The 26,603-nt window shown below is 50.5% G+C and carries 23 protein-coding genes, 3 tRNA genes and 1 pseudogene; 12 read left to right on the forward strand and 15 right to left on the reverse strand.

Annotation, left to right across the window (positions count from 1 at the left end):
• Positions 1-72: 72 nt before the first annotated feature.
• Positions 73-159, forward strand: a tRNA-Leu gene (locus HZU75_RS00975).
• Positions 160-190: 31 nt separating this feature from the next.
• Positions 191-277, forward strand: a tRNA-Leu gene (locus tag HZU75_RS00980).
• Positions 278-969: 692 nt separating this feature from the next.
• On the opposite strand, the gene HZU75_RS00985 is transcribed toward HZU75_RS00980, so the two are convergent.
• The 10 genes and pseudogenes from HZU75_RS00985 to HZU75_RS01030 form a co-directional block, all read right to left on the reverse strand.
• Positions 970-2,070: an AMP-binding protein gene (locus HZU75_RS00985; RefSeq protein ID WP_180307369.1), complete on the reverse strand. Its 1,101-nt coding sequence runs from the start codon at positions 2,068-2,070 to the stop codon at positions 970-972.
• A gap of 244 nt (positions 2,071-2,314) precedes the next feature.
• Positions 2,315-3,402: pseudogene (locus HZU75_RS00990) on the reverse strand (IS3 family transposase).
• A 174-nt stretch (positions 3,403-3,576) separates the two neighbouring features.
• A complete protein-coding gene (locus HZU75_RS00995; protein WP_180307370.1) occupies positions 3,577-5,157 on the reverse strand; it encodes an HD domain-containing phosphohydrolase in 1,581 nt (526 codons plus the stop codon).
• A gap of 161 nt (positions 5,158-5,318) precedes the next feature.
• The gene (locus HZU75_RS01000) at positions 5,319-6,089 is read right to left on the reverse strand and encodes a 3',5'-cyclic-nucleotide phosphodiesterase (RefSeq protein ID WP_180307371.1); all 771 of its coding nucleotides are present in this window, start codon (positions 6,087-6,089) and stop codon (positions 5,319-5,321) included.
• A 3-nt stretch (positions 6,090-6,092) separates the two neighbouring features.
• Positions 6,093-6,761 carry an FHA domain-containing protein gene (locus HZU75_RS01005; protein WP_180307372.1) on the reverse strand — a complete coding sequence of 223 codons (669 nt, stop codon included), beginning with the start codon at positions 6,759-6,761 and terminating at the stop codon, positions 6,093-6,095.
• Between the two features lie 20 nt (positions 6,762-6,781).
• Positions 6,782-7,618 carry a Stp1/IreP family PP2C-type Ser/Thr phosphatase gene (locus tag HZU75_RS01010; protein ID WP_228028141.1) on the reverse strand — a complete coding sequence of 279 codons (837 nt, stop codon included), beginning with the start codon at positions 7,616-7,618 and terminating at the stop codon, positions 6,782-6,784.
• A 114-nt stretch (positions 7,619-7,732) separates the two neighbouring features.
• Entirely contained in the window at positions 7,733-10,120 is a 2,388-nt protein-coding gene (locus HZU75_RS01015) for a CHASE2 domain-containing serine/threonine-protein kinase (RefSeq protein WP_228028142.1), read from the reverse strand.
• 87 nt (positions 10,121-10,207) lie between these two features.
• Positions 10,208-10,900, reverse strand: coding sequence for a monofunctional biosynthetic peptidoglycan transglycosylase (gene mtgA, locus HZU75_RS01020; protein ID WP_180308689.1), 693 nt, complete (start codon positions 10,898-10,900; stop codon positions 10,208-10,210).
• Between the two features lie 78 nt (positions 10,901-10,978).
• Positions 10,979-11,815: a shikimate dehydrogenase gene (gene aroE, locus HZU75_RS01025; RefSeq protein WP_180307373.1), complete on the reverse strand. Its 837-nt coding sequence runs from the start codon at positions 11,813-11,815 to the stop codon at positions 10,979-10,981.
• An 81-nt stretch (positions 11,816-11,896) separates the two neighbouring features.
• Positions 11,897-12,349: a rhodanese-like domain-containing protein gene (locus HZU75_RS01030; protein ID WP_180307374.1), complete on the reverse strand. Its 453-nt coding sequence runs from the start codon at positions 12,347-12,349 to the stop codon at positions 11,897-11,899.
• A gap of 355 nt (positions 12,350-12,704) precedes the next feature.
• Here HZU75_RS01030 and glnA point away from each other — a divergent pair, with 355 nt between their 5' ends.
• From glnA to ntrC, 7 genes are all read left to right on the forward strand, one after another.
• Positions 12,705-14,114: a type I glutamate--ammonia ligase gene (gene glnA / locus HZU75_RS01035; RefSeq protein WP_180307375.1), complete on the forward strand. Its 1,410-nt coding sequence runs from the start codon at positions 12,705-12,707 to the stop codon at positions 14,112-14,114.
• Positions 14,115-14,289: 175 nt separating this feature from the next.
• Entirely contained in the window at positions 14,290-15,798 is a 1,509-nt protein-coding gene (locus HZU75_RS01040; protein WP_180307376.1) for a sensor domain-containing diguanylate cyclase, read from the forward strand.
• Positions 15,799-15,856: 58 nt separating this feature from the next.
• Entirely contained in the window at positions 15,857-16,477 is a 621-nt protein-coding gene (locus tag HZU75_RS01045) for an HAD family hydrolase (RefSeq protein WP_180307377.1), read from the forward strand.
• Complete coding sequence (locus tag HZU75_RS01050; RefSeq protein ID WP_180307378.1) at positions 16,474-16,764, forward strand: Rdx family protein; 291 nt, start codon at positions 16,474-16,476, stop codon at positions 16,762-16,764. The genes HZU75_RS01045 and HZU75_RS01050 overlap by 4 nt, the downstream gene beginning before the upstream one ends.
• A 37-nt stretch (positions 16,765-16,801) precedes the next feature.
• On the forward strand, positions 16,802-17,293 hold the full coding sequence (locus HZU75_RS01055; protein ID WP_180307379.1) for a DUF4124 domain-containing protein: 492 nt from the start codon (positions 16,802-16,804) through the stop codon (positions 17,291-17,293).
• 140 nt (positions 17,294-17,433) lie between these two features.
• The gene (glnL, locus tag HZU75_RS01060; protein ID WP_180307380.1) at positions 17,434-18,483 is read left to right on the forward strand and encodes a nitrogen regulation protein NR(II); all 1,050 of its coding nucleotides are present in this window, start codon (positions 17,434-17,436) and stop codon (positions 18,481-18,483) included.
• Positions 18,484-18,500: 17 nt separating this feature from the next.
• Complete coding sequence (ntrC, locus tag HZU75_RS01065) at positions 18,501-19,898, forward strand: nitrogen regulation protein NR(I) (RefSeq protein WP_180307381.1); 1,398 nt, start codon at positions 18,501-18,503, stop codon at positions 19,896-19,898.
• A 54-nt stretch (positions 19,899-19,952) separates the two neighbouring features.
• Here the strand turns inward: ntrC and HZU75_RS01070 are convergent, their stop codons facing one another.
• The 4 genes from HZU75_RS01070 to HZU75_RS01085 all read right to left on the reverse strand — a co-directional run bounded on the left by HZU75_RS01070 (position 19,953) and on the right by HZU75_RS01085 (position 22,826).
• Positions 19,953-20,252 (reverse strand): STAS domain-containing protein, encoded by a 300-nt coding sequence (locus HZU75_RS01070; RefSeq protein WP_228028144.1) that lies wholly within the window; start codon positions 20,250-20,252, stop codon positions 19,953-19,955.
• Positions 20,253-20,360: 108 nt separating this feature from the next.
• Positions 20,361-21,137 carry a ferredoxin--NADP reductase gene (locus tag HZU75_RS01075; protein WP_179357139.1) on the reverse strand — a complete coding sequence of 259 codons (777 nt, stop codon included), beginning with the start codon at positions 21,135-21,137 and terminating at the stop codon, positions 20,361-20,363.
• A 4-nt stretch (positions 21,138-21,141) separates the two neighbouring features.
• On the reverse strand, positions 21,142-22,080 hold the full coding sequence (locus HZU75_RS01080) for an electron transfer flavoprotein subunit alpha/FixB family protein (protein ID WP_180307382.1): 939 nt from the start codon (positions 22,078-22,080) through the stop codon (positions 21,142-21,144).
• On the reverse strand, positions 22,077-22,826 hold the full coding sequence (locus tag HZU75_RS01085; protein ID WP_180307383.1) for an electron transfer flavoprotein subunit beta/FixA family protein: 750 nt from the start codon (positions 22,824-22,826) through the stop codon (positions 22,077-22,079). Before HZU75_RS01085 ends, HZU75_RS01080 begins: the two co-directional genes overlap by 4 nt.
• 164 nt (positions 22,827-22,990) lie before the next feature.
• On the opposite strand from HZU75_RS01085, the gene HZU75_RS01090 reads away from it, so the two are divergent.
• From HZU75_RS01090 to HZU75_RS01100, 3 genes are all read left to right on the forward strand, one after another.
• Positions 22,991-24,625 carry an electron transfer flavoprotein-ubiquinone oxidoreductase gene (locus HZU75_RS01090; RefSeq protein ID WP_180307384.1) on the forward strand — a complete coding sequence of 545 codons (1,635 nt, stop codon included), beginning with the start codon at positions 22,991-22,993 and terminating at the stop codon, positions 24,623-24,625.
• Between the two features lie 145 nt (positions 24,626-24,770).
• The gene (locus tag HZU75_RS01095) at positions 24,771-24,998 is read left to right on the forward strand and encodes a hypothetical protein (RefSeq protein ID WP_180307385.1); all 228 of its coding nucleotides are present in this window, start codon (positions 24,771-24,773) and stop codon (positions 24,996-24,998) included.
• 251 nt (positions 24,999-25,249) lie between these two features.
• Positions 25,250-25,333 (forward strand) — tRNA-Leu (locus HZU75_RS01100).
• A gap of 174 nt (positions 25,334-25,507) precedes the next feature.
• Here HZU75_RS01100 and HZU75_RS01105 read toward each other — a convergent pair.
• On the reverse strand, positions 25,508-26,263 hold the full coding sequence (locus HZU75_RS01105; RefSeq protein ID WP_180307386.1) for an alpha/beta hydrolase: 756 nt from the start codon (positions 26,261-26,263) through the stop codon (positions 25,508-25,510).
• Positions 26,264-26,603 lie beyond the last annotated feature (340 nt).

A 26,603-nucleotide genomic window follows, 5' to 3' on the forward strand; every position in this document is an offset into this window, starting at 1 on the left:
CATATTATAGCGCCTCTCTGCTGTAGAGGCGCTGCGAATTAGTAGCAAAGTTGCAAAGAAATGCTGTGAAGAGCCCAGGTGGCGGAATTGGTAGACGCACTAGGTTCAGGTCCTAGCGCCCGCAAGGGTGTGGAAGTTCGAGTCTTCTCTTGGGCACCAACTCTTCAATCAGCATAATAGCATTAGTCGTGCCCAGGTGGCGGAATTGGTAGACGCACTAGGTTCAGGTCCTAGCGCCCGCAAGGGTGTGGAAGTTCGAGTCTTCTCTTGGGCACCATTTTGTTATGCAAAGCAGTACAAAGAAGTCCAATTAGCCCCGTAAAACTTAGGTTTGCGGGGTTTTTTGTATCCAACGCGATCCAAACCTATCTAAGTAAATCCAATATCCATTGTTGGTATATTTTCGCAAAATTCATTCAACACCACCACATCCAACTTGCAGTGGCTTGTCAAACAGCCGACAAATGGCACACCCACAAACTTACCCGACTGCCCCCATCAATTTAAATTTTTTTGTTGGTATCATTGTTGGTATTGACACCATTTTCGATACCAACAATCTCCCCTAGAACCGTTGCATCACTTAAAAAACGTGCTATTTCACAAAACGTGTTCGAGTCCGTCCAAACTACACTATTTTTTACAAAATCTATCGCAATTCCCGCCATGGTAAATTCAACACTCCAAAAAGCTCTCCTGCTATCTTAATATACGTCCAAGGTCCATCTTGAAAACCCGTATCAAGGCACAAACAAATACTGGACGGCAAGAATGCAATTAACATGCTCCCTCTAGCTGCACCACCATTGACGAATAAAATCCTAATTTTCGATGATATTTGGAACAGCAGATTCTCCTGCCGTTCCACCAGCAACATCGCCCGCGTAGGTGGGTCAATGATAAAGATCTCGGCCTGGTTGGTTGGAGAGCCACAGCTAACTAATCGATGGCCGCTACTCGGCAAGGTCTTTACAGCCCCTGCTCAAGTTCGGACTTATCTACCTCTAGCGTATTTGCGATCAGCCCTTTAGGTTTAAAGCCAGTAACACTAAGCGTGGTTTCAGCCAGACCATAGCAGGGTAACAAGGCCTCCTGCCGAAAGCCGACAGTAGCAAATCGGCGATGGAAGTCTTGCAGTGTATTCGCTTGAACAGGCTCAGCACCGCAATATGCCTGAACCCAGCAGCTTAAATCCAACCCGTTCAAGTCATGATCATTTATGCGATCAATGCAGTACTGGTATGCAAAATTAGGGGCACCACTTGTAGTTACTTGGTTGCGGCCTATAACTTCAAGCCATAACTTCGGCTTGCGTAAGAAGTCTTGTGCGCCAAAAAAGTACTGCTGACATCCGACATAAATTGGACAGAGCAAATGTCCTACTAATCCCATGTTGTGATAAAGAGGTAACCAGTTTGCTCCTATTGTTTCCTTAGTTAAATGAAAACATTGGCGAATTTGTTCAAGGTTTTCCAGCAATTCACGATGAAAAATAGGAACACCCTTTGGGGCCCCTGTTGAACCCGAGCTGTACTGAATAAATGCCAGATCGTCTTCGCTCCATTCATTTATGAATGCCCAGCCATCCTCGCCTTGCTGGTTTTTTTGTAAATCATCGAGCACACAGAGCTCAACCTTGCTTTCAGAGGCGTCACCAAGCCATTTCAGACACTTATCCTTAAAAGCGGCATTTGTCAGCGCTAGTTGAGCCTGAGAATCATCAATAATCGCAAGTAGCCTACTGCTTTGTTGTGATTTTGTAGGAGGAAAAACTGGCAAGGGAACTACACGAGCATAAAGACAACCCCAAAAAGCAATAACAAAATCTATCCCTTGAGGAAATAGAAGAAGACACCGCTCACCAGGACTTAACTTCTGGCGTAACGCATGAGCAATTGCACATGCTTGGTGATGTAACTCCAAATATGAAAGTCGATGCTGAACATCACCTTCCCCATCAAGAAAATAGTACGAAGAATTATCAGATTCTTCGCGGCTCCGCTGCCACAGATAGGTCATTAAAGGAGCTTCGTATGTTTGTTTTGGCTGACAGGAGAAATCCATCTCCATGTCACTATCATATCAGACCGATATTTCCGGCTGATGGAAGCGAGGAACCTAGTCACATTGCGATTGACCTAAATACCCCCGTTTCGTGCTCTGGAGCCGGTAAGGCCGATGTGTCGATGCCAATCATTCAAAAACGAAAGTCTGTAATCTATCGGGTTGCGGTCTTTAATGATAAAGGGGCATGTATATTCGTTGAGGTTAATCGGTAATCCCCCCATTTTTAAATGAGGTTAGAAGTAAAGGGTTAAGCAGCTAATGCTAATTTCTGTTTCGGGCTGATACCACCTAAAGCCATATTCGGCCGTTCATTGTTGTAAGTCCATACCCAATCGGTCGCAAACTCTTGCATTTCAGCTACCGAATCGAATTGGTAATGATTAAGCCAATCGCAGCTTACCGTCCGGTTATAGCGCTCTACATACGCATTCTGTTGCGGATTTCCTGGCTGAATATATTCCAGTCGGATACCTAGCTTTTCTGCCCAATCTTTGACCTTTTGGCTAATGTACTCTGGCCCATTGTCGCAGCGAATGGCTTTGGACTAACCTCGCCACTCAAGCACCTGATTCAACGCGCGAATGACTCGTTCCACAGGCAACGATAAGTCAATTTCCATCGCCAGTGCTTCACGATTGAAATCGTCAATGACGTTGAATAACCGGATGCTGCGCACATCGGCCAACTGATCGTGCATAAAATCCATTGACCAACACTCGTTCGCAGCTTCAGGCACCGCCAACGGCTCAGGTTGAGCGCGCTCTATGCGGCGCTTGAGTTTGATGCGCAGCTTTAATTCCAGTTCTCGATAAATCCGGTACACCCGCTTGTGATTCCTGCGAAAGCCTTTGACATTACGAAGGTGCAAAAAGCAAAGCCCGAATCCCCAGTTGCGCTGATTGTGGGTCAATCGAATCAGGTGATCGGCAATCTCATCATTAACCGCCGATTGCTGAGATTGGTAGCGATAACAAGTTTGGCTGATGCCAAAGGCGCGACAGGCCAAGCCAATACTGATGCCACGATGCTGTACCGCTTGGTGCGCCATCTCACGCCGCTGAGATGGCTTTACCACTTTTTTTCGAGCGCCTCTTTCACGATCTCAGCCTTGAGGCGCTCTTTGGCATACATTTTTTTGAGCCGCCGGTTTTTATCTTCGAGCTCTTTGAGCCTTGCCATGAGTGAGGCATCCATGCCACCGAATTTGGCGCGCCATTTGTAAAACGTGGCCGAGCTAAAGCCGGGCTCGCGGCAGAGCTCCGGCACAGGAGAACCGCCTTCGGCTTGCTTCAGAATGGCCATGATTTGGCTGTCTGAAAAACGTGATGCTTTCATGTGGAACTTCCTCTGTGCTGATGGGAGAAAATTCTACTTAAAACGACAATTATTTTGTGGGGGGATTACCACTGTAAGTGGGCGCTCGGAGCGACTTCTAACCACTTCAATTCACAGAATCCCAAGACGCAGCATCAACTTAGGACGACGTTCCACTTTGGGTCGAGAGCTGTCTCACCCCTCAAGCTGTCGCAATAATGCCTGAACATCCACAGAATCAAACTGACTTTCGTTCAAAAAACGCACGGCATAGTCGTACCAGACTCGCGATTGCAAAAAGACTTTCAGCAATTCTTTATCGACATGACGCTCGCAGGCCATGCGGGTGAGAATTTGCAAGGCGACGGAGAGCTTCATGCCGTCTTTATACGGACGATCTCGGGCGGTGAGCGCTTCAAATACGTCAGCAATGCCCATAATCCGCGCTTGCACGCTCATTTCTTCGCGCTTGAGACCTTTCGGGTAGCCTTTGCCATCCATTCTTTCGTGATGACCGCCGGCGTATTCCGGCACATTTTTCAGGTGTGCAGGCCATGGTAATGCTTCGAGCATTTGGATGGTGATTTCAATGTGGCGATTGATAATCTCTCGTTCGGCCTTAGTGAGTGTACCTTTGCGAATGGTGAGGTTTTCCAGCTCATCCGCCGACAAAAAGGCTACCGTTTCACCTTCGGCATTACGCCATGTTTGACGCGCAATGTACTCAACACGGGCTATATCGGCGTCACTCATAGCTTCCCCACCTCGGTTGATACTGCGGATAAACAGGCGATCGGCAGTGAGTTGCTGCACGGCGTGTTGATAGGCGGCAGCACTCAGTTGGCCACGTAGCTTGGCAATTTCCAAATCACGCTCTAACACCACAAAACGGGTATCGATTAGCGCGATACGATCAAAAATGGTTTGCAGCTTGGTGGCTTTATCTACCACATGAACTGGTGTCGTAATCTTGCCGCAGTCATGTAAAAGACCGGCGATTTTTAGCTCGTAGCGATCACGTTCGCTCATTGCAAAATCGGCAAATTCGCCATAAGTACAGCGCTCGACCGCTTCGGCTAGCATCATCGTCAACTCTGGTACACGCTGACAATGACCGCCGGTGTACGGTGATTTATCATCAATGGCTAAATTGATCAGATTGATAAAGCCTTCAAACAGCTTTTGCAGCGATAAAATTAAGCGTCGGTTGGTGAACGCAATGGCCGCTTGCGAGGCCAGCGATTCGACCAAATGCTGATCGCTCAAGGTAAATGCTTCGATCTGATTGTGCTCGTTGAGCGCATTAATCAGCTGCAATACACCAATAATTCGCCCTTCGTGATCGCGCATTGGCACAGCCAGAAACGAAGTGGAATGGTAGCCCGAGTGTTGATCAAAACGCCGCGTACCAGAAAAATCGTATTCCTCAGTGGCATAGGCATCAGGGATATTGATGGTGCAGTTTTGGTTAACGGCGCAAGCCACCACATTGGCCAGATTGGGGCGGCCATCGGCCAATTTGAGTGGCACCGGCGGCAAACTCACATCAGTGCTACTGGTGCCGCCTTGCGCCAAGCCTAGGCGGTTATTGAGCAAAATTTCAAAGTGCAACCGATGATCGCGAATCAGATACAGCGTACCGGCCTCGGCGCGCACCAAGTCGATCGCGGCGATCAAAATGCTTTCGATCAGCCGCTCGATCTGGGTTTCACGCGATAAGGCCACCCCAATGGCATTGAGTTTATTGAGCCGAAATTGGAATTCACGCTCTTCCATCAGAATACCCCTCCGGGGTTATCGACTGTAAATTATTTAGAATATTAGCTAGCGAGCAATACCCATTAGAAACAAGCTAACTCATCGCTAATAGGTACGGATGAATGCGAGAAATGCACGCTTCAAACTAGCATGCAGTAGCCATCTTGCGCAGACTTTTATTAAAACTCGATGATTTCGCCTTGCAACAAGCGGCGAATCGGGTGAAGGTGATCAAGCGCGAGGACTTCTTGAATCGTTAGCTCACTATCGGCGGGTTTAAGATGCGTGATGAGGATCTCGGCATTGCCGCGCCAATGGCTTAACTGCTCGGCCAATGTACTAGGGCACAGGTGCTTGGCCGCATCGGCCAACTGATGCTCTTTATCAGCAAAGGCGGTCTCGATAATTAGCGCTTTCAGCGCATCAAGCTGATTCACAGCCTGCCAAAAATCGGGTCCAGCGATGGTATCACCACTAAACACGACCGAGCCTTGCGAGGAAGTAAACGAAAAAGCTACCGCTGGTACTGTGTGAACCGCCGGCAACGGCGTGATAGTGACTTCACCCAGAGTGATAGGCTGACCAAGTTCCTGCTCGACAAACACCATGCTTGGCTGCTGAGCACTCGGTATGGTGGAAAAATCAGGCCAAATCAGCCAATTAAAAATATGCTTACGCAATAGCTCAATGGTTTTTGCAGTTGCATAGACATAAATTGGGCTGGTACGCGCACCAACCACCGAATCGAGTAGCAATGGTAAACACGCAATATGATCCAAATGGGCATGCGTTAAAAACACATGCTCAATCGCCAGCAACTCGGATAATTGCAAATCACCGACTCCGGTGCCGGCATCAATCAGGATATTTTGGTTGAGCAAAAACGCAGTGGTGCGATTATCGCCACCGATCCCACCACTACATCCGAGTACTCGTAATTGACAGCTCATGCGTTACCTAAAGAAAAAGGCCATCCTAATTCCCATCACCTCGATGAGATCTTCTTCCATCAAAAGCTGTGGTTTTTCACTAATTTCACGCGAATTCACCAAGGGGCGCTGCTCACCTTCTACGTGAGTAATATAAAAATCATTGCCGCGCTTGGTAAATGCCACCACCTGCAAGCCCGCTTTGCCCAGCGAGGTGACATTTTTATTGAGCACCATTTCGCGGCCCGCATTATTGCCGGTAAGTACCCGAATGACTGCCACAGGGGCATTTTCGGGCATCGGTTTAGCTGACTTTACTGGCTTGGTGGCCATGGAAGCGACAGGCACAGCTGGGGCCTGCATGACCATAGTTTTCTCAAACTCTTCTTGTTTGGCTGCAACTGCGGGCTCACGCCAAAAGGTAATTGAGTATTTCCCAATCGTCAGTTCATCGCCACTTTTAAGTGGATGGCGGGTGATTTTTTCGCCATTGAGCAAAGTGCCATTGGTGCTCCCCAAGTCTTCAACAAAATAGATTTGCCCTACCACTTCAACGACGGCATGTTGCCCTGAAACGGCCAGATTATCAATCTGGATATCATTATTGGGGCGTCGCCCAATACTGGTGCGCGCGCGCGTTAAGCGAAACTCTTTAACGGGATTGCCATCTAAACTAAGAAATAATTTTGCCATCTGCGATGATCCCACCGAAATTACGAACTGCTACCGAACCAGCCGGTAAATTTATTCCATATCCCTACTTCAACCGAATAATCACGGGTCACTTTGACTAAAATCGCAGAAATATTGTCCCGACCACCCTCGGCATTGGCTTGCTCAAGCAAAATATCACAAGCATGTGGCAAATTATCGATGAATAACTTAATTAATTGGGACATTGTTTCGTCCTGCAGCATATCGCTTAAGCCATCCGAGCAGAAGAGATACACATCACCTGGCTCAACTTGATATTCCCTTAATTCTGTTTGTACCGCCCCAGCGATGCCAACCGCTCTGGTCACCAAATTTTTATACGGCGCATTCCTTGCTTCTTCTTCGCTGAGTAAGCCCGCATCAATCTGCTCTTGCAAGAATGAATGATCTTTACTCAATTGCTCAAAATCATCGCCACGCAGACGGTACGCTCGCGAGTCCCCCACATGGGCAATCGCCAAATGGTTGTTATAAAACAAGCCAGCGATCAATGTAGTGCCCATTCCTGAACACTGGGGGTGCTCCAGAGCCGTCTGGTAAATCATCGCGTTGGCACGATCGATCGATAGCAACAGCATTTCATGAGCAATGGGCCACATGCTGCCTGCGGTTTTAATATGCGGCGGTGTTGCCATCATTTGCGCTCGCATCACCTCGGCCGTGACTTGTGTCGCAATCCCACTGGCAACTTCACCAGCGTTATAGCCACCCATGCCGTCAGCCAAAATGACCAAGCCTAAATCTGGCTCAAAATAAATCGAATCTTCATTGTGGTCACGCACCATTCCGGTATCGGTGCGCCCCACCATCTCAAGTGCGGCCGACAGACTTCGCATTCGCCGCTCCTTCAATGGCTGCTTCTAATTTGAGCAATACATTTGCCATTTTGGCCCCTGATTGAAAGCGCTCATCTACATTTTTTTCTAAGGCCTTCATAATAATCTTTATCACTACTGGCGGTAATTTTGGATTGTAATTTCGTGGATCTGTGGGGGTTGGTGGGTTATTCGATACATTAATTCGGCCATTGAGTCGCCCACAAACGGCAAATATCCCGTTAGCATTTGATATAGCATCACGCCCAAAGAGAATAAATCAGAACGCCCATCAATATGTTTACCCGCCAATTGCTCGGGCGACATGAACGATGGCGTTCCCAATACCATCCCCGTTTTGGTTTTAGATGCATCGGTAATCCGCGCGATGCCAAAATCGGTAACTTTGACACTTTTGTTTTTGAGATCGTACATCACATTGGCTGGCTTAATATCGCGATGTACCACACCAGCAGCATGGGCATAATCTAAGGCCTGCGCAACTTGCCGCACAATGCGCACAGCCTCCAATACGGGCAATAAGTGCCCAGCACGTGTATAGGGTGTTAGGTCTTCACCCGGTAAAAACTCCATAGCGATATAGGCCAAATCATGCGCTTCGCCTGCATCAAAAATCGTCACAATATTGGGGTGATTAAGCCGGCCAGCCGTTTCGGCTTCGCGAAAAAACCGCTCGCGTGCCTCATCGATTAAATCAGCCTCAAACTCCTGAGCTAATGACATGGTTTTAATCGCGACAGTGCGTGAGATTTTGGGATCTTTGCCCAAATAAACCACGCCCATGGCACCTTTACCGAGCTCTTTTTCTAATTCATAGCGGCCCAGCATGGGTTTGGCGACTTCACCATCGAGCATAATTTGGGTGCCGCCATGCTGCCCAGCCCCCAATAACACCGTTTCCGACAACTGCTTAGCCGCTTTCATTTTTTCGGCCAAATCACGATAGTTGGCTTGATGTGTATACATCAAACGATAAACCGATTCGGCTTTGTTAAATTGGCGTTTGCGCTCGAAATCCAGCGCAAGGTTGTACATCACTTCCATCATGCCATCGTCCAGCGGAACGCGTCGCAGCTTATCAAACGCCATATCCAGCTGACCTTGGTTTTGCAACGCCAGACCCAACATACGATTGGATTCTGCGGACTCAGCACTGGATTTTTCTTCTTTCGCTTCGGTCAGCAAAAAGCGTTTAGTCGTTAGTGCCAAATGTCCGATCAATAATAAACATACAGGTGCAAGTAGGGGTAACCACAGCTGGGCGTATCGCATCAGCAGGTATTGCCCTACAAGCATTGCTAGCCCTAGCCCTGCAGTAGATACCGCCGCGTAACCCGCTTTGAGTCGCGGCAAAAGCAAGCTCAGATACACCGCCACCACAGTCATCAGCACCAGCGAGAACGGCAAAGCCCAAGCGGGTAGCCGGTATACTTGCCCCTCCAGCAAAGCCGAAACAGTTTGTGCGGTCATGACTACCGGGCTAATACTCGCTTCGACGGGCGTACTCAAGCTATCTCCCAAACCGGGGGCCGTCACGCCAATCAAGACAATCTTATCGCGATATTTTTGCGCAGGAATTTTGCCAGCCAGAACGTCATAGAATGAATCAATGCCAAATACTGGCTGCCCGTGTTGCTCAGCATAAAAATGAGGAAATACTTGCCCTTCAGCCGAAGTAGCGAGCTGCAACTGCCCAATGTGCACGCTGCGGCCAAAATCAACTTTAAGCTGCGTCTGCGGCACATTCAGCGCTTGTGCCGCAGCTTGCGTAAAAAAGCTGGGGAAAATGGCATCGTAATACAGCACCGCTAACGGCACGGCCCGCAGCACGCCATCCTTATCCTGATCAAACACTAGCGGGGCAACTTTCTTGGCGGCTGCACCAATTTCCGCCACCGGCACCACGGGTGCAATCACCGAGCGTGGCTTGCCTTGCGCGGCATCGCCCGTGGCATCAATTTCGGTTTTCAGGACAAAATCGGGCAATTCGCGGTCTGGATTGCCAGCTTGCGCGCCGAACGAGTACATCATCGGCAGCATGACATTCCCCGCCCGAGCAATGCTGCCAGCCAGTTGCCGATCGACATTCAGGCTGGCAATAGCACCCTCTAAGTTGGCCGAAAACTCAGGCGGATAAGCCTCCGGGTTGGCGGTAACTTCATCCTGCAATTTTTCCAGCCAAGCCAAGCCACGATCTTGTTGTGGCTCGGTAAACAAAACGGTAGAGATAATCTGCGCTGCGCCGCCCTGCTGTAGCAGGTTGATCATTTTGGCATGCACATCACGTGACCAAGGCCAGCGTCCCAGATTGTCCAAGCTAGGCTGATCGATCCCAATCACCGCAATACGCGACGAAGGAGCCCGCTCGATTGTGGCCATACTTAGGTCGTAGGCCTTGCTTTCCAAATCCCGAATCAGCGGGGTTGTTTGCCATAACAAAACAAACAGCAGCACTAAGCCTAAGCCTAACGCCCAATCGCTGCGCCACCAGTGTCTTGTCATCGCTCTCTCCCTAGTAGCCGCCATTATCGTACAAAGCGGCGCAGTTTGATTACGTCATGGCCCACACCGGAGCAAGAATGTCGCAAATTATGGAATATCGGCGTAACCCATTCGCCGTTGAATAATCGCTGTTTTGCGCAGCAAACGGCGATCGCTGCGATTTTTGTCGTAATAACGCGGATTGGTAACCATGGAAGCAAGTTTCGCGGCTTGCCCAACGCCAAGGCGATTTGCGTTAGTGCGATAGTAATGTTGTGCCGCCGCTTGCGCACCAAACACCCCATCACCCCATTCGATTACATTTAAATACACCTCAAAAATACGGCGCTTATCCCACAGCGCTTCAATCATCACGGTAAGAATCGCTTCTTCAACTTTGCGCAATGGATTGCGATTACCGGATAAAAATAGGTTTTTGGCCAACTGCTGACTTATCGTCGAGCCACCCGCCACAATGCGACCTTTTTTGATGTTTTTTTCCCATGCGGTTTGCATACCTTCCCAATCAAAACCCTCATGATCGAGAAATTTGGCATCTTCGGAGGCCACCAGTGCACGTTTGAGATTGGGAGAAATTTTGTCGTAATCAACCCACTCAAATTTCAACTGCGCGGCAAGGTCTTCCGCCTGCAGGCGCTCTAGCTGCACCCGCATAAAGGCGGTATCGCTTGGATTGACCCAGCGCCAAGCCACAATATGCAGCATCATCCACAGATTCCAAGCCACAAACAACGCGAGCAAAAGCCCCAAGCCACGGCCGATCCAACCCCAAAAACTGATTTTTTTTCATCACGCAATAACGCCACGTATATCAATGCAAGCAATGTGCAGTGTAGATTTCAAACCCATACCCACCAACTAGAGTTGGGCACGCATCATTTGCAGCACCGGCGCCACATCTGGGCGCAACCCAGTCCATAGCTCAAAGGCTTCGGCTGCTTGCCCCACTAACATACCCAAACCATCTACGCGTTGCACCACACCAGCTTCCCGCGCTTGTGCTAAAAATGGCGTTTCATTTTTGCCATACATCATGTCGTAGGCCAGAGCATTAGGGGCAAACACCGCATCGGTTATCGGCAAGCGCTCTCCACCAAGGCTGGCAGCAGTGGCGTTAATCACTAGGTCAAACTCACCCGCTAAAGCCAAGTACTCACATGTATGGAGTGAAATAGTGGTGTGATTTTGGAAATGCGCAATCAATTGCTCAGCTTTAGCCAAAGTGCGATTGGCTAAAGTTAGCGTTGCAGGTTCTTGGCCAAGTAATGGCAGTATCACGCCACGCGCTGCACCGCCAGCGCCCAGTAGCAAGATACGCGCCCCCCGTATCTGGGTATATCGCAGCACATCCGCCACCAGCCCGGCACCATCCGTATTGTCACCCAGCAGGCTACCGTCATGCAGCAACTGCAAAGTATTGACTGCGCCAGCTGCTAAAGCGCGCGGGCTCAACGTTTGCACTAGGCGATATGCATCTTCTTTAAATGGCACGGTCACATTGGCGCCCAAGCCGCCTGCTGCGACAAAATCAGCCACCGCAGTAGTAAAACCATCAACAGGTGCCAGTAATTTGTCATACACAAAATTGGCGACGGCGGGATGATCGGCAAATTGCGTAGCAAACGCAGCATGAATTTGGGGCGATTTAGAATGGGCAATCGGGTTGCCAAACACGGCATAAGTGGGGGCGGTCATAGTGATTAGCCGATAACAAAAAAGTGAGGCGTAGTGTAACACCTCACTTTGCTTTTCTTACAGCGAAGGTCTTAAATCGACCTAGCCTTGCACCCACGGCAAATTCGCTACTTTCCAGCCATTTTTGCGACCGCGATGCCCTTCGCTGTCTTTATCACCCTCAAAACCTTCCAAGATATTCATTGCCGAGGCATACCCATGCTGCGCAGCTAATGCCGCAGCATCGTGCGAGCGCACGCCGGAGCGACACAAAAACATCACCACCGCCTCTGGGTCTACTTTGGTTTTTAGCTGCGTGATGAAGTTAGGGTTATTTGCCATGCCAGGATAGCTTTTCCATTCAATTTGATCGGTTTCCGGCACAACGCCCACCCACTGCCACTCTGCACTGGTACGAACATCTACGATGTGCACGGCTGGCAGCGATTGAAACAAAGACCACGCCTCGGCTGGAGTTACCACCCCTGCATAGGGCAAACCTGCGCTGCTTGCACGACCACGGGCATTTTGAAGAATTTCATTCGCTTGACTCATTGGGCCACCCCTATTGATTTTGTAATCGGCAATTGTGCTCTAAATCGCTATTCTATGACTGGGATTGGCTACAAGCCAAGGAATGATCGGCACTGAGCATATTGCCAATCACACTATGCAACCTCTCTGACCCGTTCAGCGCCAATCGCACCACATTGGTGCGTAAAACCTCATTCTGCACCATGATTAATCACCAACAAGAAGCATGCGCGAAGACAAATACTTGTGGCACAATAGCTGGTAGCTGTTATTCCGCTTGGCACGGTTTGTGCTTGTAGTAACGCCGTCCAGTGCGCGACAGCGCACATGCAGTACCCATTTCTTGTTTTCACTTGTCCCAACTAGGAGCGACAACATGGCTGTAGCCGACGTTCTCAAGCTTATTAAAGACAACGACATTCGTTTCGTTGATCTGCGTTTCACCGACACTATCGGTAAAGAGCAACACGTAACTGTTCCTTCACACGTAGTTGACGAAGAATGGTTCGAAAACGGCCACGCTTTCGATGGTTCATCGATCGCAGGTTGGAAAGGTATTCAAGCTTCAGACATGTTGCTGATGCCAGATGCATCAACAGCTAAAATCGACCCGTTCTTTGACGAACCAACTGTGTTCATCACTTGTGACGTACTCGAGCCAGCTACTGGTAAAGGCTATGACCGCGACCCACGCTCTTTGGCTAAACGCGCTGAAGCCTACCTGAAAACTTCAGGCATTGGTGACACTGCATTCTTCGGTCCAGAGCCAGAATTCTTCATTTTCGATAACATCCGTTGGAACACTGACTTGTCAGGTACTTTCGTTAAGATCGGTTCTGACGAAGGCGCTTGGGCTACTGCTGACGAACCAGCAGGCGGCAACTTGGGTCACCGTCCACGCGTTAAAGGCGGCTACTTCCCAGTTCCTCCAGTTGACAGCCACCAAGACATCCGCGCGACTATGGTTATCGTGCTGGAAGAATTGGGCGTGCCAGTTGAAGTATTCCACCACGAAGTGGCCAATGCCGGTCAAAACGAGATCGGTACTAAATTCTCTACTTTGACTCAACGTGCTGACTGGACTCAGATCCTGAAATACGTGGTACACAATGTTGCGCACCAATACGGCAAAACTGCAACGTTCATGCCAAAACCAGTGGTTGGTGACAACGGCTCAGGTATGCACGTTCACCAGTCTATCTGGAAAGACGGCAAAAACTTGTTCGCAGGTAACGGCTACGCTGGCCTGTCTGAAACAGCCCTGTTCTACATCGGCGGTATCATCAAGCACGCTAAAGCATTGAACGCGATCACTAACCCAGGTACTAACTCGTACCGTCGTTTGGTTCCTCACTTCGAAGCGCCAGTTAAATTGGCTTACTCTGCGAAGAACCGTTCTGCGTCAATCCGTATTCCTCACGTTTCTAGCGACAAAGGTCGTCGTATCGAAGCGCGTTTCCCAGATCCGTTGGCTAATCCATACCTGTGTTTCGCAGCATTGCTGATGGCAGGTTTGGATGGTATCCAGAACAAGATCCACCCAGGCGATCCAGCTGACAAGAACTTGTACGACTTGCCACCAGAAGAAGATAAACTGATCCCTACAGTTTGCGCATCTTTGGACGAAGCACTGGCAGCTCTGGACGCAGACCGCGAGTTCTTGACTCGTGGCGGCGTATTCACTGATGAGTGGATCGATGCATACATCGAACTGAAAATGAACGACGTAACTCGTTCACGCATGAACGTGCACCCAGTTGAATTCGATATGTACTACTCTCTGTAATCAATTTTAGCCTGTGCTTGCGCAGGCCGATTGATGCACAAACCCGCATCCAGCCAAGCTGGTGCGGGTTTTTTACATTCAGGCGACTGCATTTGATTGATCGGACTATTTATTGAAATTTAAACCAAAGGCATTTTCTTACTGCTATTATCAGAAAAACAACCAAGCCAAACCAATGAAACAGAATCACACCGCTATCACGCCCCTGCTACTGATGCTAATGTACATCGGTCTGGGGTTTTTCAGCATCCAGCTAGGCAGCCTAAATGAAGGCAACCTAGCCGTGGTATGGCTGGCATCTGGTGCGGGTCTAATCTTAATGTTACGCCTAGGGCGTATTGCCCCGTATGCCGTTTTATTATCTAGCTTTGCAGTCAATACCCCCTTCTATATTGCCAAAGATAGCCTCAGTGTTCGTGTTGCTCTGCTTTGTGGCCTAACCACGGCGGCAGTCGATACCTTACAATCGTATTTAGCACAGCGCCAATATCAACAATTACTACTCACCGAAAAAGGGGATATATGGCCAGCATCGCATCGACTGCCGATTCACTGGTTGCGCATCGGCTTACTCCCATGTGCATTAACCATGCCCGCCCTGATTCTGTTACAGCATAGTATTGGACTAATGCAAAGCGGCACGCCATCTGAAATGATTCGTAGCACCCTCTCGTTAATCATGGGGGACACAGCAGGGATATTACTCATGCTGCCACTATATCAATGCTGGCTAAGTCGGCGACTCATGCACACATTACGCCGCGCTTGGCTACCGATGCTCGGGGTTACCGTATTTACCGTCATTGCAATTTTCTTTTACAAATATTTGATGGTGTTATCGCTACCGATCATGCTGTACATTGCCGTGCGGTATTTGCAGCCCGGAGTCAGCATTGCATTGTTTATCATGACCCAGCTGTGTGTAGTCGGCACCGCAATGGGTTACGGGCAATTTGCCAACGCGTCCAGTGCCCTGGCTTTTTTCAATTTGCAGCTCTTCATTTTCGCCATCATGCTGACCATGCAATATCACGCCAGCACCCAAGCAAGCCTGCAACGACGCCAAGGCGAACTAGAGCAACAAATTCAGGCGCGAACCCAAGAGCTAATTTCAGCCAACGCTCAGTTACTCGAACTAGCCAGTACCGATGATCTCACCCAAGTCCCCAATCGGCGTGAATGGCAAAAACGCTGCGCTGAAGCGATTGTGCGTAGTCGCCGCTACAAACAGCCAATGTCGATTATTTTGCTCGACATTGATCACTTTAAAAAAATCAACGATCGACATGGGCATCTAATCGGGGATTTGGTACTCAAACGAATCAGCCAAATCTGCGTGAGCAAGCTGCGCACGATTGACACTTTTGCACGCTGGGGTGGAGAGGAGTTTGTTATTCTGCTGCCAGAAACAGATCAGCAACAAGCAACCATCGTGGCTGAAAAGCTGCGTAAAACTATCGAAGCCGAACCACTTAATTTTGAGGGCAGCCAGGCCATTCGGGCTACCATTAGCTTAGGTGTTACCGCATTAAGCATGATTGATTTAACCCTCGATGACCTGATTACCCGTACTGATGAAGCACTGTACGCGGCCAAAGCTAATGGCCGCAATTGTGTGATTAATTCTGACACCATGAGCACCAGCTATCTCAGCCCCGGAATGAATCACTCAGCACAACGCTAAAGCCCCCTTAGCTCACACAAAATCGAATAAAATGCTTTTTTGCCCTGCGAGCCCTGTGATGCAAGCGATCATTGTTTTTGATTTTGGCGGTGTGCTGTTCGATTGGAATCCAGATTACCTGTACCAAAAACTCATCCCCGACGCGCAAGAACGAGCCTGGTTTCTGCAGCATGTCTGCAATGGCGCATGGAATATTGAGCAAGATCGTGGTCGCAGTACAGCCGAAGCCATTGCAATTAAAACCGCGGAATACCCACAATACGCCACACAGATTGCGGCTTTTTATCAGCGTTGGCCCGAAACCTTGCGCGGGCTATTACCCGAGGGAATGGCACTGTATCAAGCCTTGAAAAAAGCGGGCTATCCGATTTTTGGGCTAACTAACTGGTCGGCAGAAACCTTTCCCTACGCCTGGGATCATTATCCATTTTTACACGAGATCACCGACATCGTGGTATCTGGCCACGAGTCAATTATTAAGCCAGATCCAGCCATATACCAGCTAATGTATCAGCGTATTTTGCGTCACCACCCCACGGCGCAAGTGAGCGACTTAATCTTCATTGATGATTCACTGATCAATGCCCAAGGTGCCAGCCAGCAAGGCTGGCAAGGCATACATCACACCAGCGCCGCCAACACCGAGCGTATCCTGCGCGAAAAAGGACTGCAATTTTGACCACCGCCAAACCGCGTATCACCATTCATTACTGCACCCAATGCAACTGGATGCTGCGCAGCGCTTGGCTAGCTCAGGAACTCTTGCATACTTTTGCGTTCGAAATCGGAGAAGTTGCGCTACAGCCCGGTACGGGCGGGGTATTTGTCATTCATTGCGATGATGCACTAATTTGGGATCGGAAAGTGGATGGCGGTTTTCCGGAGGCCAAAGTACTGAAACAGCGTGTGCGTGATCACATCGCCCCCGACAAACCATTGGGTCATTCAGACACTGCAGCGCAGTAATTTCAAACTCAACGCCAGACTGTGATACCTTACGGGCATGTTCGAGAAAACGCTTTTCACATTATTGTTCGCCACGACCAGCGCCCTATGCTGGGCAGACATTTATAAATATGTCGATGAAAATGGCAACGTTACGTTTACCAACTCGCCCATCAAAGGTGCTGTGCGGATTATGGCCGAGCCCAGCTCGCCACGCCGCAGCACCAGCGAGACCAGCGGCAAAGCAACGCAACCTCGCGCACCGTCGGTCGCAGCCCCCTCCCCGATTAATTTCCCTCGGGTTGACGCTGCCACCCAGAAAAGTCGGGATAGCAACCGCAAGCAAATTCTCACCGATGAATTAAATAGCGAACAGGCATCGCTCAATGCGGCCAAAAAAGCACTGCAAGAAGCCGATGCAAATCGTAGCGCCGAAGAAAAAGCCAATCCAAAACTCTACCTAGATCGAATTGGCCGCCTGCGAGAAACCATTGTGATGCACGAAAAAAATACCGCTGCCTTGCAGGCCGAACTATCCCGCATGCGCTAAAGCATCACACCCCACGTAAAAAACGCACCTAAATGGTGCGTTTTTTTGTATGCTTAAGGCAGTAGCGCTGAAAAAAGTTGGCCTGACTTTTGCTAGAGTGTTGGCAAACCGAAATAACGATCCCACCGTGGAGTAATCAGATGAGCCACCCTGCCTTTGCTGGCCTCGATTTTATTGATGCAGCCGTGATTGCCGTCGATCAGGGCTGCCTCATTCGTTATGCCAACCCCACAGCGAAAAGCATGTTTAATTTACGTGCAGTCGATGGCACCCATCTCGCGCATTGCTTTGGCCCTGATAGTGCCATCGTGTTATCCGCACAGGCAGCTTTGCTGCAAAATATCTCGATCATTGAGCATGAATTGATTGTGCTGGGCTCGGAAGGCGAGATGTACGTTACGCTGGAAGCCACCCCTATTGAATCGGATGCAGCTGATTTACTACTAGAGATTCGCCGCATTGATCAGCAACGCCGAATCGTCAATGAAGAACGATTACAAGCACAGCAGCAAGCTAACCGTGAGCTAATTCGCAATTTAGCGCACGAAATCAAAAACCCGCTCGGCGGGATTCGCGGCGCGGCGCAATTGCTCGCACACGAGTTACCCGACCCGCAGCTCAAGGAATACACCCAAGTCATCGTGGACGAAGCGGTGCGGCTACAAAGCCTGCTCGATCGCTTGCTCACGCCGCATCGCTTGCCGCAACTCAACCCACTCAATATCCATGAAGTGCTTGAGCGCGTGCGCAGTTTGGTGCTGGCCGAAACCCCGAACGGCTTGGCGGTGCGGCGTGATTATGACACCAGCCTACCCGATCTGATTGCCGACAAAGAACAATTAATCCAGTCGGTACTCAATATCACCCGCAATGCCATTCAAGCGATGAGCGGCATTGGCGAAATCATTTTGCGTACACGGATTGCCCGCCAAGTTACCCTAAACCGGCGCCGCTACCCTTTGGCACTGCGGGTCGAGATCGTTGATAACGGTCCGGGCATCCCTGAGCACCTGAAAGAAACGCTGTTTTACCCGCTAGTTTCGGGGCGCCCGGGCGGTACTGGCATCGGTCTACATCTAGCGCATACCTATATCGCCCAACACCACGGCACCATTGAATTTGACAGCCGTCTAGGTCAAACGACATTCACAATTTTACTGCCGCTTAATGCATGGCAGAAACAAGATTGAAAACAGGATAAAACACCATGAATACAGTTTGGGTTATTGATGACGACCGTTCAATTCGTTGGGTATTTGAAAAAGCATTGAGCCGCGAACAAATTGCGCATGCCACTTTCCCTTCCGCAACCGAAGCACTGAACCACCTACAAGTAGAACAACCGCAGGTCATTGTTAGCGATATTCGGATGCCGGGCGAATCAGGCCTAGCGTTGCTAGAGCTGGTTAAACGCGATTGGCCGCAAATACCGGTAATCATCATGACGGCGCATTCTGATCTAGATAGTGCGGTATCTGCCTTTCAAGGTGGCGCTTTTGAATATCTACCCAAACCGTTTGATCTCGATCAGGCCATTGCGCTAATCCGCCGTGCACTGCAGGAAAGTGAGCAACTTAGCGATCAGCCAGAACCGGCTGCCAATGTACCTGAAATGCTAGGTCAAGCCCCTGCGATGCAAGAAGTATTTCGCGCCATTGGCCGCCTTAGCCAATCAGCCGCCACCGTGATGATTACCGGTGAATCGGGCAGCGGCAAGGAACTGGTTGCCCGCGCCTTGCATCGCCATAGTCAGCGCGCCAACAAACCGTTTGTGGCCATCAATAGTGCAGCCATCCCGAAAGATCTGCTTGAATCTGAATTGTTCGGTCACGAGCGCGGTGCGTTTACCGGTGCCGATGCCCGCCGGGTTGGACGTTTTGAACAGGCCGAAGGCGGCACGCTGTTTCTGGATGAAATTGGCGATATGCCATTGGATCTCCAAACCCGCCTGCTGCGCGTACTATCGGATGGTTTTTTCTATCGGGTGGGCGGCCACCAGCCGATCAAAGCCAATGTCCGTGTTATCGCAGCTACCCACCAAAATTTGGAAGATCGGGTGAAAGCTGGGCAGTTTCGCGAGGACTTATTCCATCGCCTAAATGTTATCCGTCTACGCCTACCTGCCCTGCGCGAACGCAGCCAAGACATTCCTTTATTGGCAAAACATTTCTTGCAAAAATCAGCGCAAGATTTGGGCGTAGAAAGCAAACGACTTTCAGATGCGGCCATGGCTTGGCTAGCTAGCTTTCCGTTTCCGGGCAATGTGCGTCAACTGGAAAACGTCTGCCACTGGATTACCGTGATGGCGCCAGGGCAAGTGGTGGAAGCGGCAGATCTACCACCTGAGCTAATTCAAAGCGAAGGTCATCTCAATCTACCGCTGGGTGATTGGCGTCAAGCTCTGAGCCAAGAGCTCACCCTGCGCCTCACCCGTGGCGACGCCCGCATTCTGGATGAAATTATGCCCGCGTTTGAGCGTACAGTGATTGAAGCAGCCTTAATACATACCGGGGGTAAGCGCATAGAGGCAGCAGAACTACTTGGCTGGGGAAGAAATACCCTTACTCGAAAAATCCAAGAGCTTGGAATGGATGAAACTGTCTAGGCAGTGGTCATTAAAAAACCGGCCTAGGCCGGTTTTTTATTTGCGCTGCTGTGCTTAGCGAATTTCGAAGATCTTGCCAAAATTGGCAATATCCAATACTGATTTCACCGTGCCTTTGCAGCCAACCAAGGTCACTTTGCGACCACTGGCCCGCTCATTGAGCAGCAACAGCATCCCCAGAGCAGCTGAATCCATGTAATCGACCTCAGCAAAATCCAGCTCAATATCGGTTAAACCAGGGTGCTCCAACACAGTGGTCGTTGCTTGTTTGAATTCGCGATGCGACTCAAACGTAAAATTGCCCGTCATGGCAATTCGGCCACGACCTTGATCAAAACTGATTTGTGTTTGCATATTTCCACCCCAATTGCTTAATTCATTCTTAAGGTGGAAGTCTAGTCAGGCCGCACAGTTAGCGCAAATTCTATTGCGCTCTCACAACAGCCCTGCAACAACTAAACCTTATTTCTCAACAAAAGCGCGTTCGATCACGTAATCGCCCGGTGTACCAATACGTGGCGATACTTGGAAACCACGTGCATCGAGCATTTTGCAGGTGTCTTCCAGCATGGCTGGGCTACCGCACAACATGGCACGATCGGTTTCTGGGTTCAGTGGTGGCAAGCCGATATCGTCGGTCAATTTGCCCGATTCAAACAAATCAGTCAGACGGCCTTGATTACGGAATGGCTCACGCGTCACTGTTGGGTAATAGATCAGTTTGTCTTTGACCATATCACCAAAGTATTCGTTGTTTGGCAAGTCGTGCTGAATGTATTCAGCGTAAGCCAATTCGCTCACAGTACGTACACCGTGCACCAAAATGATCTTGTCAAAGCGCTCGTAGGCTTCCGGGTCTTTAATCAGGCTCATGAATGGCGCCAAACCAGTACCAGTACTGAGGTAGTACAAGTTTTTACCTGGTTTCAAATCTGACAGCACCAGCGTACCAGTGGGCTTGCGGCTCACCAACAATTTATCGCCTTCTTTCAAATGCTGCAGACGTGAAGTGAGCGGGCCATTCGGTACTTTAATACTGAAAAATTCGAGATTTTCTTCGTAGTTGGCGCTAGCAATCGAATAGGCACGCACTAGCGGCTTGTCATCGACTTCCAAGCCGATCATCACAAACTGGCCATTCTCAAAACGCAACGACTCATCACGCGTAGTGGTAAAGCTAAACAGCGAATCATTCCAGTGACGGACTGTCAGCACGGTTTCATGGGCAAACTTTGACATCTTCTTAACCTTTCAGGGCTGCGGTGAGCTCAGGCACCACAGTAAACAAATCAGCAACCAAGCCATAATCGGCCACTTGGAAAATTGGCGCATCGGGGTCGGTATTCACCGCAACGATCACTTTGGAATCTTTAATGCCGCCAACGTGCTGGGCAGCTCCCGATACACCAAAAGCGATATACAGATCAGGCGCAATCACCGTACCGGTTTGGCCTACCTGCGCATCATTTGGCGCCATCCCGCTATCAACCGCGGCACGGGTTGCGCCAATTGCTGCGCCCAATTGCGCGGCCAATGGCGCAAGCGTGTCGTGGAAGGCTTCTTTGCTACCTAATGAGCGCCCACCCGAAATCACCACTTTCGCTGTCGCCAGCTCAGGGCGATCCGAGACAGCCAGCTCACGGCTGACAAACGTCGTTTTGCCCGCATCACCGGTTGCGGCGATATTTTCAATCGCGGCATCACCGCCAGTCTCTGCTGCGGCTTCAAACACGGTTGGACGAATCGTGATCAGAGCCAAACCTGCTGGCGCGTCAACCGTTGCATTCAAGTTGCCGGCATAAATCGGGCGTACAAAAGTGCGTGAGCTAGCGATTTTTGTTACTTCTGAAACCATCGCCGCATCAAGCAATGCAGCGGCGCGGGGCAACAGGTTTTTACCAAAGCTGGTCGCAGCAGCGACAACAGTGCTGTAGCTCGGCGCCAACTTCACCAACAATGGCGTGAGGTTTTCTGCTACGCCGTGGGCGTATTCTGACGCGTCAGCCACCAGTATCTTGCTCAAGCCATTAATAGACTTGGCTTTGGTGGCAATACCTGCCAGATCTGCGCCCGCCAGCAGCAAATGCACTTCTTCACCAAATTGGCCAGCAGCCGCAATGGCCGAGCGCGTTGCCGCTTTAATGCCGTGGCTATCGATTTCGGCAATTACAAGAATACTCATGGCAGCACCTTCTCTGCGCGCAAGGCAGCAACTAATTCAGCAACATTATTTAATACACGACCGGCTTTACGCGCTGGCGGCTCGTTCACTGCTTGCAGTGTCAAGCTTGGCGCAGCGGTATTGCCCAGATCGGCCAACGCAATATTTTCCAGCGGCTTTTTCTTGGCCATCATCAGGGCGGGCAATTTAATAAAGCGTGGCTCGTTCAGGCGCAAGTCGGCACTGATCACAGCAGGGAGCGCAAACGAAACGGTTTCTTGCCCGCCATCAATTTCACGCACCACAGTAGCGCGGCCATCGGCAATTTGAATATCCGAGGCGAAAGTCGCTTGCGGCCAATCGAGCAAAGCCGCCAGCATTTGCGCAGTTTCAGCAGCATCGTCGTCGATCGCTTGTTTACCGGTCATCACCAGTTGTGGCGCTTCGCGTTCAACCAAGGCTTTTAATACTTTGGCCGTTTGTAGTGTTTGCACTGGCGCATCGGTTTCAACCAACAAGGCGCGATCTGCGCCCATGGCCAAAGCGTGGCGCAACACGTCTTGATTGGCTGCAGCACCAATCGCCACCGCCAGCACTTCAGTTGCCACGCCAGCTTCTTTCAGGCGTACTGCCGCTTCCAGCGCATTTTCATCAAATGGATTGATACTCATTTTTACGCCAGCAGTTTCCACGCCAGTGCCATCGGCGGTGGGTCGTACGGTGACTTGATAGTCAACCACCCGCTTAATACCAACCAAGATTTTCATGTTTTATCCTTCAAGCACCCGATCAAGCCCGCCATTGCAACAATCTGCCTAGCTGAAGGTGTGCATTACTGTTTAACTTTGCAACGATTGTAGAGAGGCGTAGAATATCTGTAAATCAGATTAATTAAATTTAATATATTCATTAAATCTATATAGGATCAATCATGAGCGATCGTGATCAAATGCAATACGATGTAGTCATCGTTGGCGCTGGCCCCGCCGGTTTATCAGCCGCCATCCGGCTCAAGCAGCACAATAGCGAGTTGAGCGTATGCGTACTGGAAAAAGGTGCGCAGGTTGGGGCGCACATTATGTCGGGCGCGGTGATTGACCCTATTGGTTTAAATCAACTGATTCCAGACTGGCAAAGCAAAAAACCGCAACTAGCTACGCCAGTGAGCGCCGATGATTTTCTGGTGCTCGATGAAGATAGCAGCTACCGCATGCCTCATGCACTGCTACCACCGCCACTGCGTAACGATGGCTGTTTCATCGTTCGCCTAGGCGAGGTATGCGCATTTTTGGCTGAAGAAGCAGAAAACCTTGGCGTCGAAATCTACCCCGGCTTTGCGGCCAGCGAGGTGCTATACAACGCGCAAGGCGCAGTATGCGGCATTGCTAGCGGCGATATGGGCATCGCCAAAGATGGCAGCTACAAAGCCGACTATACCCGTGGCATTGAGATCCTAGCCAAGTACACACTGATCGGTGAAGGCGCGCGCGGCTCACTCACTGGCGAGCTAGAAGCGCATTTTGGCTTGCGCAAGCAAAGCGATCCACAACACTACGGGCTGGGTGTGAAAGAAGTCTGGCAAGTAGCACCTGAGCAGCATCAACTGGGCAAGGTACAGCACGCATTGGGCTGGCCATTGGGTAGCGAAGCGCAAGGTGGCGCGTTTATTTACCATTTGCCTAATCATCTGGTCGCTGTGGGTTACGTGGTTCACCTTAATTACAGCAACCCAACGCTATCGCCATTTGATGAATTGCAGCGCTTTAAAACTCACCCAAGTATTCGCCCCTTGTTCAAAGGTGGTAAACGCATTGCCTACGGCGCACGCGCGATTGCCGAAGGTGGCTGGCAATCACTACCACAACTGAGCTTCCCCGGCGGCGTACTGATGGGCTGTGCTGCAGGCTTGCTCAATTTCCCGCGCATTAAAGGCGTGCACAACGCCATGCTATCGGGCATCGCCGCGGCACAGGCGGTGAGCGCGGCGATTGCCGCTGGGCGCGAACAGGATGAATTAAGCGATTACCAAGCCAACCTCAACACCAGCGGTGTACTACCCGAGCTGCACAGCGTACGCAATATCAAACCAGCACTAGCCAAACTGGGCACGCTGGCGGGCACGATGTATGCTGGCACCGAACTGTGGCTAGCCCAATTTGGTGTAAAACTGCCGTGGACTTTGCGCAGCACCCAGCCCGATCACACCTATAGCAAGCAAGACTGTAGCCCAATCAAATACCCGAAACCGGATGGCGTACTTACATTTAGCAAGCTCGATTCGTTAACGCTAGCCAACGTCTCACACGAACACGACCAGCCAGTGCACTTACAGCTGCGTAATCCTGAATTGATTACCCCAGTGCATCTAAGCACCGAAATCAAAGCTGAATGCTACTATTGTCCGGCTGGGGTGTACGAAATCGTCGAGCTGGCTGGCCAAAAGCAATACCAGATCAACGCACAAAACTGCCTACACTGCAAAACCTGCGACATTAAAGACCGTCAGCAAAACATCCACTGGGTTACTCCCGAAGGTGGTGGCGGGCCTATGTATACCGGCATGTAGTATCTAAGCAAAGTCTTTACTAGATATGAGCTAAATTAATATACCCACAAGCCCACCGTTAATCGGTGGGCTTGATTACATTTAGCAATTGAGCTTACGAAATTGCCGCCGATAATAGGAGGAGGATCAGCTTACGGAGCAGAACATGATCAGCGAAAAACAGAATGTCAAAATTCGCCGCGACCGGATGCAAATCTACCCCGCCGCCACTGGCCGACTACTGGATGGCCGCAAAGGCCGGGTAGTTGAAGTGTATGTGCCACTGGGCGCCAAAGAAGCCGTAGTCAAAGTACGCTGGTTTGCCCGCCGCCCCAGTGAAACTGAAATCACGATGGAGCACCCTATTAGCGATCTGGAAGTATTACCCACCTAAGCCCCTGCATCCCCTTGACCGTATAGCCAGCTAGCGCATAGCCAGCAATGGCGAGCCATGTATACCCGACGCAGTATCACCAATACAGAGCACTACTGCCTCACTACCTAGCTACACCCGCCGCCCTTAGCCAACACCTACCACGCCAAAATTCAATTACCTTAAAAATCAAAGCAGTAGTCATCAAGCGGTAAAAAAGGCTTGCCAAGCATCGCAAATCCATGAATAATCCGCCTCCTAAACCAGTGACTGCCCAGGTGGCGAAATGGTAGACGCAGGGGACTCAAAATCCCCCGCCGCAAGGTGTGTCGGTTCGAGTCCGACCCTGGGCACCAACAGTCGCGAGTAAATTAAGACCTCACGTAAAAACGTCAGGTCTTTTTTTACGCCTGCCATTTTTGCAAACACCAACACAGCCTGAGCCTGCAAAGCGCGCCGCACTGCCCCCCCCTTTGCGTGCGGCACAACCCCTTTGGCATGTACGCCCTACCGCGGCGGATGAGCTACCCCTACTTGCTGTGGGATGCCACCCACTGCGCCACGGCAGCAGCCAATACTTGCCGATGCCCAATCTGCGCAAACACATGATCGGCGGCATCTATCTGCAGAAAACTCGCCCCCGCAATCTGCTGCGCCAATTTGGCCGAGCCAGCCACGGGCACGACGACATCGCACTCGCCATGCACAATATGCACCGGTAGCGTCAACTGCGTGACGCCTGCGAGCGCATCAAACGTCGCCAGCTCATTGAGCAAAGGCGTACCGACCTCAATACCCAGAAAATCAAAACCTCCCTGCGGCAAAGGCTTGGCCATAGCGGCTGCTTGCTGCGGCACGACCTCGGCAATATTCAGTGCCGGCGCAAGCGCGCACAGCGAGGTCACCGCCTGCAGCAGCTCACGCGACCCCTGCGCCAAAGTATGCAAAGCCACCAGCCCGCCCATGCTAAAGCCCAGCAAATGCAAGCGCAGCTGCGGGTAGAGCGCACGCAATTGGATAATCAGAAACTCAGTCACGGCGATCTGCTGCGCCACGGTAATGTGCGCAAATTCACCATCACTTTCGCCGCAACCGGGAAAATCAAAGCGAAAGCTCGCCAGATTTTGCCCCGCCCATTGGCGCGATAGATCGACAAACAAATAAGTAAACTCGATCCGGTTACCCGTAAAGCCATGCAGCATCAGCACCGCATCGCTGGCCCCGGCGGGAATATGGGCGCTACCGATTAAATCGAGGCCATTCCAGTTTAATTTGAGGGTATCCATGATGGGGTCCTTGTTGAGCGTTGTTGGGTAATCGGCCATGGGTATCTTACTAAAATTCAGATGAATAGTAATCTATAGCGTCATACTTGGGTGGGTATCTGAGATCAATGCTGCAGTGCAGGCGGTGAGTGCCCATTGCGCCAACCAAACGAACAAGTTCGATTTTATGCGGCTACGCCGCGATGTTTGATGCGCGTTCCGCCGCGCGGGCAGGTTGGGGGCTTTGCTTCTCCAAAGCCCCCAACACCCCAAAGGAGCCCCCCCCGCCTGCGGCCCTCCGGGCTTCCCTCAGTCGGTCGCGAGCCAAACGATAAAGCCATTTGTCTCGCTCCACTCCCTC

The sequence above is a fragment of the Chitinibacter fontanus genome, assembly GCF_013423785.1.
Taxonomy (GTDB): Bacteria; Pseudomonadota; Gammaproteobacteria; order Burkholderiales; family Chitinibacteraceae; genus Chitinibacter; species Chitinibacter fontanus.